At 51.8% G+C, this 9,588-nt stretch carries 9 protein-coding genes and 1 tRNA gene; 9 read left to right on the top strand and 1 reads right to left on the bottom strand.

The genetic code is table 11. The features are described from left to right. Positions 1-357 precede the first annotated feature (357 nt). On the top strand, positions 358-582 hold the full coding sequence (locus tag BM017_RS16205; RefSeq protein ID WP_092246223.1) for a DUF2790 domain-containing protein: 225 nt from the start codon (positions 358-360) through the stop codon (positions 580-582). Positions 583-635: 53 nt separating this feature from the next. On the opposite strand, the gene BM017_RS16200 is transcribed toward BM017_RS16205, so the two are convergent. After that, positions 636-1,043, bottom strand: a complete 408-nt coding sequence (locus BM017_RS16200; RefSeq protein ID WP_058426314.1) for a hypothetical protein — start codon at positions 1,041-1,043, stop codon at positions 636-638. 184 nt (positions 1,044-1,227) lie between these two features. Here BM017_RS16200 and BM017_RS16195 point away from each other — a divergent pair. The 8 genes from BM017_RS16195 to tnpB all read left to right on the top strand — a co-directional run. Beyond that, positions 1,228-1,303, top strand: a tRNA-Thr gene (locus BM017_RS16195). 172 nt (positions 1,304-1,475) lie between these two features. Beyond that, complete coding sequence (locus BM017_RS16190; protein WP_092246220.1) at positions 1,476-2,798, top strand: tyrosine-type recombinase/integrase; 1,323 nt, start codon at positions 1,476-1,478, stop codon at positions 2,796-2,798. Between the two features lie 911 nt (positions 2,799-3,709). Then, the gene (locus BM017_RS16180; RefSeq protein WP_092246217.1) at positions 3,710-4,687 is read left to right on the top strand and encodes an integrase domain-containing protein; all 978 of its coding nucleotides are present in this window, start codon (positions 3,710-3,712) and stop codon (positions 4,685-4,687) included. After that, on the top strand, positions 4,684-5,010 hold the full coding sequence (locus tag BM017_RS16175) for a hypothetical protein (protein WP_092246214.1): 327 nt from the start codon (positions 4,684-4,686) through the stop codon (positions 5,008-5,010). The genes BM017_RS16180 and BM017_RS16175 overlap by 4 nt, the downstream gene beginning before the upstream one ends. A 160-nt stretch (positions 5,011-5,170) precedes the next feature. Continuing rightward, a complete protein-coding gene (locus tag BM017_RS16170) occupies positions 5,171-6,304 on the top strand; it encodes an N-6 DNA methylase (RefSeq protein WP_170856091.1) in 1,134 nt (377 codons plus the stop codon). Positions 6,305-6,313: 9 nt separating this feature from the next. Next, positions 6,314-8,029, top strand: a complete 1,716-nt coding sequence (locus BM017_RS16165; RefSeq protein ID WP_092246209.1) for a zinc ribbon domain-containing protein — start codon at positions 6,314-6,316, stop codon at positions 8,027-8,029. Between the two features lie 2 nt (positions 8,030-8,031). Beyond that, positions 8,032-8,916 (top strand): hypothetical protein, encoded by an 885-nt coding sequence (locus tag BM017_RS16160; RefSeq protein WP_092246206.1) that lies wholly within the window; start codon positions 8,032-8,034, stop codon positions 8,914-8,916. 432 nt (positions 8,917-9,348) lie between these two features. Further along, positions 9,349-9,588 (top strand): IS66 family insertion sequence element accessory protein TnpB (tnpB, locus tag BM017_RS16150; protein ID WP_139216865.1); only part of this gene is annotated, 240 nt, incomplete at its 3' end.

Below are 9,588 nucleotides of genomic sequence, written 5' to 3'. Positions count from 1 at the left end.
ATCATTATTTCGCAAAAAAAGTTGGCCGAGTGGACAGAAACGGCACAAAACTGACATACGCTTCAACAGATTTTCAATTGCCCTACATTGTCTCGGAAATTTGCCTACAAGGAACCGCGATAAAACTGACGGTTTATATCGCGGCACAGAATACGGAAACCGCACCTGTATTCAAGGGAAAACCGGCTGAGCGGTCGATCCAAATGGTCCATAAAGCCACCGCCCGTGTATCGCTGTGTATGCAGTCACGGCCTCGCTACACAACGAAGCAAAACCCGCGCCGCATGACACAGTGCAGATACCTCCAGGGCGCTCAATAAGCCCACACCCACTTGTTGAACCCGGAGGATACTCACCATGAACTGGAACACCTTGATCGCCGTCAGCCTGCTGGCTTTTGCCGTCAACGCCCACGCCGACGTACAGCCCAAGCTGGATATCCAGCGCGTGCTGACCACTGTCGAAGACACAAACGGAGCGTGTGGGATCGTGAATGCGCACATGACCTACCTGGATTCCCACGGGCAGAAGCAGGTATTGGACTACAAAAAGTTCGCAGGTAACTGCGCAGAAGGCAGTTGAGGCTTGCGCGAACCGGGCACCTGAGTGCCCGGTTTCGGAGCGTTTCTGAAGGCTTAGCGCACACGACGCTCGGTGAACGCGTAGTCATCCTGGCAATCGCTGGTCGGGTCCGACGCCACACTCACGTAATGCACCGTGTCTGCGTCCAGCAGCTTATAGGTGTACACATCCGGCGAACGCACGCCGTCGGTACGCAACTCATTCCTGCCATTGGCCGCCGACCACGAACCCTGCTCGGTCTGGATCACCTTGGTCTGCTGTGCATCGCGGTAGAAGGTAATCACAAAACGACCGTCGGGCTTGAGGGTGTTGGTCCACGACAGGAACTGACATTTACCGGTCTCGGTGCGCAGACCTTTCCAGGTGCCCACCAGCGCCGGGTCGTTGGCGGGTTTGTTGGACGAACACGCAGCGAGCGCGGCAGTGAGGAGGATGAGGGACAGCGAGAGAGTCCGTTTCACGTGGGGCTTCCTTGAGTTTGGAGAAGATTTTTGCCGGGGTAGACCCTACGGTGGCAAGGGAGAAATCCTACACTCGCCAGCTGGAAAAAGGGGCGAGCGTGGAAAAAGCGTGGGTTCTGCAAAAATAGTCAGAATTCAGGGGTTTACAGAACCTTGCCAATCGCTATAATCGTCGCCCTAACACGCCGGTATAGCTCAGTTGGTAGAGCAACTGACTTGTAATCAGTAGGTCCCGGGTTCGACTCCTGGTGCCGGCACCATACAAGGTTCCAGAGAAGGCTTTCAAAATCTCTGGAACCCCCGAAAAACCCGCCTTCTGGCGGGTTTTTTCGTTTTGGCGTTCCATCGGTTTCCGTCAGAAACTGGTGGATTCCAACCGTTTTAGGGGTAGAGTTTGGGATACAGGTCACTTCGATAAAAGGGAGTACCCTTATGTCGCGCACCACAGCTCCGCTCTCCGACGCAGCTTGCCGCTTGGCAAAACCTACAGACCGCGCCTACAAGCTTTTCGACGGCGATGGCCTCTATCTCCTAGTCCAACCCAATGGCCGCAAAGGCTGGCGGCTCCGTTACGTCAAACCTGACGGACGGGAAGGACTGACCTCGTTCGGCAACTACCCCGTCATCGGCCTTGCCGATGCTCGCCGCAAGCGCTTGGACGTCAAGCGAATGCTGGCGGATGGTATTGATCCCATAGAGACCAAGCACCAAGCCAAGGCGGAAGCCGTGATCAAAGGCAGAACCTTTGAAAGCGTTGCGCTCGACTGGCATACGGAAATGTCGGCCAAGTGGGCACCAGGCCATTCCAAGACTGTGATGAGCCGCCTCAAAACCCACGTGTTCCCGCTGATCGGCGCCCGCGCCATTGTCGACCTCGACACCCATGACCTCATGCAGCCCTTGGAAGCGATCAAGAAGCGCGGAACGATCGACGTTGCTTTAAGGGTACAAAACTACCTGCAGAGCATCATGCGCGAGGCAAAGCGCCTCCGGCTTATCACCATAAACCCTGCTTACGATCTCGAAGGCTCGATCAAAGCCCCGCGGGTGGTGCATCGCCCCGCTCTACCCTTATCGCGACTGCCGGAACTGCAGGAACGGATCGACACCTATAAAGGCCGGGCACTTACCCGTCTGACGGTGATGCTGTCGCTGCATGTGTTTGTACGATCCAGCGAGCTGCGTTTCGCACGCTGGAGCGAGTTCGACCTCAAGCGCGGCACCTGGGAGATACCGGACACTCGACCAGCGTTGGAGGGAGTACCCTTTTCCACAAGGGGTACGAAGATGGCAGGGGATATCCATTTAGTACCCTTATCGCCGCAAGCAGTGGCGCTACTCGAAAAAATCCATGCACTCACAGGCAAATTCGCATTGGTCTTCGCAGGGGATGCCAAACCCTGGAAGCCCATGTCCGAAAATACCGTGAACAACGCGCTTCGGACGATGGGATACGACACCAAAACCGATATCTGCGGGCATGGGTTTCGTTCGATGGCCTGCAGTGCACTGATCGAGTCAGGATTGTGGTCGGAGACAGCCATTGAACGGCAGATGAGCCACAAGGAGCGCAACAACGTCCGTGCCGCTTACATCCACAAGGCCGAGTTTATTGAGGAGCGCAGGCTGATCATGAACTGGTGGAGCCGGTACCTGGAGGCCAATGGGCAGGAGCATGTCACTCCACACGAATTCGCGAACCAGACAGGAGCGAACGTCACTCGCCTTAAAGCAAAACGTGGCGCAACTGAGTAAGCGCTCGGTCTTCATATCTCAGCGATCCGCTTGTCCACGCGGGTCCATCCAAACAGGGCTGCAAAGCCGCCCTGCTTGGATGGACCTCACTTAAAAAATCTAAAGCCCACACAACTGTCTGTGGAAAACCACTGATTTCCACCGGTGGATAATTTCATCCACAGCCGCAGAACTCCCGAAAATTGGAGTCTTGACCCGAATTATCCACAGGCGTAGAAAAGATCGGGCAAAGCGCTGTCGTCGACAGCAACCCAGGTAGCCAGAACCTTTAAGGCTACGCCACACGGTGGTGGTTCCCCCAAAGTGCGATTAGCGTCCGGCGGCTCGCACGGTCACAGCGATGTGATGGATGCCTACTTTTACCAGTGTGCCCACTGCGGCAACTCATCCCCTTGCATAGCTGCCCTGCAGCAACCTATCCGCTTGGCCATTTCACTGCGCCAACCTGCGCCCGTCTCTTTCTTCCGGAAAGAGACGGGCACTCCTACCGCTGCTGCAGCCCAACTCGTACAAGGCTTTGCGGCATTCCCCCTCGTGACAATCGGCGTGACAAACACCGAAGTCACCAGCAACAGCGATGCAGATGATGGTGCCGCAGCCCAAGGAATGGACTGCACCTGACTGACAGTCAGGCATGCCCCTGTCATCGCATCACTGCCTTCACCCGACTCAGGGTCTTGCGGCGCCGGTCTCGTCAGCCAGTGCAGCCTCCACCCGCCCACTTCCTCGGAAGTGTTCAGGAGGCCAGATCATGAGATGCCCAAGCTCCCGGTCGTAAGGAGCCGCCAGTCCCGCGTTAGTGGACAACCCTCACAGGTCGCAGGGGCCTTGATCCCTGATAACACTCAACATCCTAGGCGGGATGACGTGGGGAAGGTTTCAAAGGTTTTGGCTTCGAGAGGAGCTTGATCATGGCATTGGTAGGTAGACGGGATGGACGAAATTTTGGCTATGGCCGACAACTGAGTTATGCCGGGCCGCAGGCGCTACGTGATCTGTTTGGCGGCGGGCATTACGGGACGGTCAAGGCACACAGTGATCGGTGGCAGGCGTTTGTGCGATGGTGTCGTTCGGAGGATGGGCCGGGGCTCAACGATGCGCGGCAGATAGATCGGCAGACCTTGCTGGACTACGCCGGGTATCTCCGCCAGCAAGTTGAACAAGGCGAGCTCGCCATCGCGACTGCGCAAAACCGGTTGTCCAGCGTCAACCGAACCCTCGCAGCTCTTCGCGGTGATCAGTATGTGAAAGTGCCGAGCCCGAGTAAGGCTTTGAGGATGCAGCGCACCACCGTTCGCACGACAATTCCCCAAGGCCAAAATCGCGAGCAAGTAATGCGCACTGTCGATGCGCTCCACGAACAGCATCCCCGCGCCGCGGCTATCGCACAGTTGGCACGCGCCACCGGCATGCGCTTACGCGAGGCGATTTTGGCCGACCTTCCTCGGCTGCAACGGGAAGCCGAGCAACTCGGGAGGATCAACATCCAGGACGGCACCAAAGGTGGCCGCGGCGGTGCGTCAGCACCTCGTTGGATTTCCGTGGATGACCAGGTTCGCGAAGCACTCAGCTATGCAGAACTGGTCTCCCCAGAGGGTAGCCACAATCTACTTGCACCGAACGAGAGCTACCTGGATTTCCAACAGCGAATCGTCCGTCCTGCTCGGGATTTCCTCCATGCACACAACGTCAAAGGCTTCCATGAGTTAAGGGCGGCCTATGCGTGCGAGCGATATGAACAGATCACCCAACATCTAGCCCCGATCAATGGCGGCGGGTCCGGCCGCTTCGATCCACGACTAGACCGAAAGGCACGCACACAAATCAGCTATGAACTCGGACACAGTCGTATAGACGTTGTATCAGCGTACATCGGGGGTCAAAAATGAGCAGGCAGTTCGACTTTGAGGTGTTTCTGATAGCGGTGCTTAAGGGGTCGCATGCCACACGTCAACGCCATCTTCGCCAATCGAAACGTATCCAGAAGGCGATAGGGGATCGCTGGAAGCGAGACAATCCTTGGAGTTGGCGGCAGAAACACCTCGCTTGGTTTATGAACTCTTATCTGCTGAATCATGGCGCACAAACGCGATACTACTATCTGCTGACAATACGCTTGATTGCTCTGCGGCTGGGCAAGGAGTGGCATTTTCCACAAGCGCCAAACGCGGTTCGAACCATCGCAAGCGATTCTCCGCCATCAATCGCATGAAGAGTCAAAAGCTATCTAGAATACGTTCTCAGACACGGTCAAACCCTGTAAAGTCGCTCTCCGAGCGCCCAACGAAGCAGTACCAATGGAATCTAGAACCTCTGACCATCTCGGTCGATACTACACCCGAGAGACAGTCGCCTCGCTTCTGATCAGCTCCATGAAGCTGGCTACACCTGGGACTGTCATTGACTTAGGTGCAGGTGATGGTGCGCTGGTAACTGAAGCCGCGAATCAGTGGGCAGCAGAACGCTATCTCACCGTAGATATTGACGAGCAAGCCGATAGCGGCCGCCTTCCGACGCTTCGCGGACCGTCTTTTGTTCATTTTACAGGTGATGCACTCGACCTGAGATTGGGCGATCGAATAGGGCTCGGCTGGTCGCAAGCCTGTGCTGCTGTGTGTAATCCACCCTATATTCGCCCTATCTGGCAGGAACATTTCGGCAATATTCTTGAAGAAGTCGGCCTTAGCCATGTCCTTCCAGAAGCAAAAAATGCACCCGCTGGAATACTATTTGTGGCACAAAACCTGCGCCTTCTTAAGAGTGGGGGCAAGCTCGGACTAATACTTCCAGACGGTTTAATTACTGGTGAAAGGTTTGAACGGTTTCGGCGCGCGCTAATTGAAAACCATTCACTAGAGCAAATTATTGAGCTGCCACGAAATATTTTTCGTAAGACGGAAGCTCAAACACACATTGTTATACTTTCAAAAAACGGGACGCAAAAATCGACTGTAACAAGTAGGAAGCTCGAACTGAGCGGCGTTCTTTCTGAGGCGTTAAATATACCATCTGACGAGGCCATCTCGCGGATCGACTATAGCCATCACGTCCAAAACAAAACCAAAAAAACAAGAAAGAAGATTAGACGAAAGTTAAGTGAATTAATTTCTTCAGTTTCTAGGGGTAGCCATAGCTCTAGCTCAAGAAAATCAGTAAAACTACCGATCTTTCACATTACAGACTTGGCAGATTACGAGTCCGATATTTCACCTAGGTTTTTAGTATCACAGTCTGATGCGGAAGCTTTGGGCGGTAGCTATGCACGTGAGGGCGATATACTTGTCGCGCGTGTGGGGCGGAATTTAAGCCGAAAGGTAGTTCTTGTAAAAAAAGGCCCAATCCTTATCACGGATTGTTTCTTTGCTCTAACTCCCAATGCAGCTTCCGATGAAGTATTACGGCTCCTAACGAGCGACTCAGGCCGCGCTCAGCTTGATAAAATCTCTCAGGGAGTAGGCGCTCGATTTATAACTGCTGCCCGACTTCTAGATTTAGAACTGGATTAAGAATTACGGATGACTACTAATAATCTCGAAAGCGTATTACAGCAGCGGGCAGACTACATCCCGATCGAAGACTTGCTCAAAGAGACCTCCCAAACAGGCGATCTTTTCCAGTCCGTGCACAAGGAGCTTACCAATCGCGCGCTGCGTACGATTGTTGGTCCAAGAGGATGCGGAAAAACGCACATGATGCGCTATGCCTGGCTCAGCTGCCGAGATAACATTAAAAATCCTTTTGCCGTTTATGTTACCTTCAACAGGTACTTTAGACTAGAGCCATTACTTTCTACACACTCCAATGCCCTACATCAGTTCCATTCTTGGGTTTTGGCTAGAATTGTTCTAGCTTTATTCGACAGCTTAACTGAGTGGGAAGACTCTCAAAAAGTTTATTCTACGCTATCAAGCGAAGCTCCGATTGACGCAATCAAAACATACGTCAACCGAGTAGAGCGAAATCTACCTCTGGACGAAAAAAACTCTGAGATTGCCGCAAGCCTGACAATAGAGACAGTGCAATCTTTGATTTCTAATGCTCGACGACTTCTCGGAAGAAAGTACACGATCCTTCTTATGGATGACGCGGCGCTTACCTTAGCCCCGGACTTCTTGATTGAGTTCCTTGATATTGTTAGGTCGCTGAAATCTATTGATCTGGCCCCGAAAGCATCCGTATACCCCGGGACTACTGAGGTCAGTTATAAATTCCATGAAGGCCAAGACTCAATCTCTATACCAGTGTGGCTCTGTGTCGAAGATCCAAATTACAATGAGATAATGGACGACATTGCACGGGCTCGCGTACCTGATTTCCAAACCATCAATGTGTCACACACAGAAATGCTTCGCTTTGCGGCGTTTGGCATCCCTCGTGCTTACCTAACAATGTTAGAGGAGTATCGACGGGGAGGGTTTCGTTCTAGCCAGCAAGCGGTCAATCAGATTATCCAAGAGCATCTTGACGCGCGAAACGCTGAATTCAGATCTTTGGGCAAAAAAGTTCCAAAAATCGAATCACTCGTCATCGCTGGCGAGCAAGTTTTAAACGGCATCGTGGCGGAGCTTAAATCCTTCAATGCGACCATCGCACCCAAAAAATTTAAACAGCTTACATACGGTGTCGCCGAGTCAGAAATGACCGCCATTGTAGAGCGCATGTTCAACCTCTTAGTTGAGGCAGGACTGATTTATGACAATGGTACAGTTAAACATGGCACACCTACTAGAATTTATCATCGATTCATTCCTCATACTGCTCACCTATTAACGGTACGGGCATTAGGTGGCAGTGGCGCGGGGGGCACGATTAACCAGACAGTCGAGGCTATCGCGTTTAAATCGGCCAAACACCCCGTACGAAAAAGCTTAAAGAGAGTTGTAAACACTGTCGACCTTGATGGGCTCACGCTATCCCTGCCGAAATGCAGCTCGTGCGGTACTCGTCGCCTAACCGATAACCAGCGCTTCTGCCACAGTTGCGGACAGCAACTGGTTGATGCGTCCACATTCTCATTGTGCCTTGAAACTTTTATCTCCGATGTACCGGGACTTACAACTTGGCAGCGAGACCAAATCTCCCAGCACTTACCTTTATTGAAAACACTTCGCGACTTTCTGGCAAAGCAAGACCCAGCAGCAGATTTGCTAACGGTAAGGGGCTTCGGTCGTCGTAGAACGGCAAAGATCGTAGACGTTCTTAATGGCTTCGCAGACGACTTTCTATCCTAATTATGACAATTAAAGTTACGGAAAACGATTTTGCAAACTTGGTGGCCGTAAGGCCTCTGATAGGTACAATCCAAACTGGTACACTTTTTGACGTCACTCATGACGACTCTGATGTATCACCCATTGATCAGTTCATCGAAAACACCCTAAGACTGAATCGAATGTGGGTGGCCCGGCAAGCAGACGAAGTGATTGAAACAGAGCTAGGTATTCTTTTAATACTTGGATACGTATCTGCCGTCGAAAGTTTTATGCGCGCGCTCCTGCGCAGAGTTGTATTCATAGACCCTTATTGCCAAAAAGCTTGCGAGAAAGCTGTATTATCCTATGGCGCTGCAAAACATCAAAGGCAAGAAATGCTTCCAGAAGCGCTGCTTGAAGAGTCAGTATTTTCTGGAAAAAAAGGCATAATAGATGGCCTCAAGAAATTTTTGACTTTTGACTTGAAAGATAAAGCCCTAGTTGAACTACTCAACAATTACAATTCCGTCTGTGAAATACGTCATTGCTGCGTACATCGATTTGGAAAGCTGGGAACGAAAAACGCAATCGAACTCGGCCTTTCAAACCATAAGCAATTTATTGAAAAGCCTTTGAAGCTAAAAGTAAGTGACGCCGCCAGCATCGCGGACTTACTGACTACCCTAGCAAAATCATTAAACAATGAAATATTTAGATTTATACTAGAACGCACCGCTACAGGAACTGAGTTGAATATAGGGAACGGGAAAGGTATTGGCTGGACCTGGAACAAAGCAAAAGACCGAAAGATGTACGGCTCCTACTATAAAATATTTGCTTCCCGACTAGATGCCGCACCGACAGTTGAAGCTGGCGAACTGTATGATCGATTTCGGAGTATTTTTTCAAAGGTTAAAATAAAGTAAAAACTAGATAGCCTGCCCTGCCCGGCGAGGCAGTTGTGCGCAAGGATAAGGATAGCAATAGAGGTAGGCTTATTTTTTTAGATAAAAAAACCACTCAAAAACAATAAGTTAATAGATTTTTCGACTCTTGGTGCCGCACCATATCTCGAAGCCCCGCAATGCGGGGCTTTGTGGTTTCTGGGGTTTGGGAAACACTGAAAATCTATACTACGGTTTTCGGGAAAACGTCCACAAAATGCCCGAGCTCAAAAAAACACAGCCCGCATTTCTCCAAACTTCCCTTCTTTTTGTTTGCCTCGTGAGTCAGCTCAAGGCCGATTTTTATCGCAGCCTCCAACAAATCTTCTGTAACCGATCCATCACCCACACATTCAAAGCCGCCCATTGAAGCCCGATGCTGCTCTCCCGATCTCTTTCTGGAGCCAGCACCTCATGATGCGTCCCGACGCCAAAGTCGAAAAAGTTTACCTTTACCCCAAGTCCGTGGACTTCCGAAAATCCATCGACGGCCTGGCCGCCCTGGTCGAGCTGGATATCAAGGTGGCCGTCTTCGACCCGGTACTTTTCGTTTTTCTGAATCGCTCCCGCAACCGGGTGAAAATCCTCTATTGGGAGCGCAACGGCTTCTGTCTTTGGCTCAAGCGCCTGGAATCCGAGCGTTTCAAAACCTCG

The organism is Pseudomonas sp. NFPP04 (assembly GCF_900113815.1).
Lineage (GTDB): Bacteria > Pseudomonadota > Gammaproteobacteria > Pseudomonadales > Pseudomonadaceae > Aquipseudomonas > Aquipseudomonas extremorientalis.
Note: the sequence above shows the minus strand (reverse complement) of the source record. Positions and strands in the feature narration are given on the sequence as shown.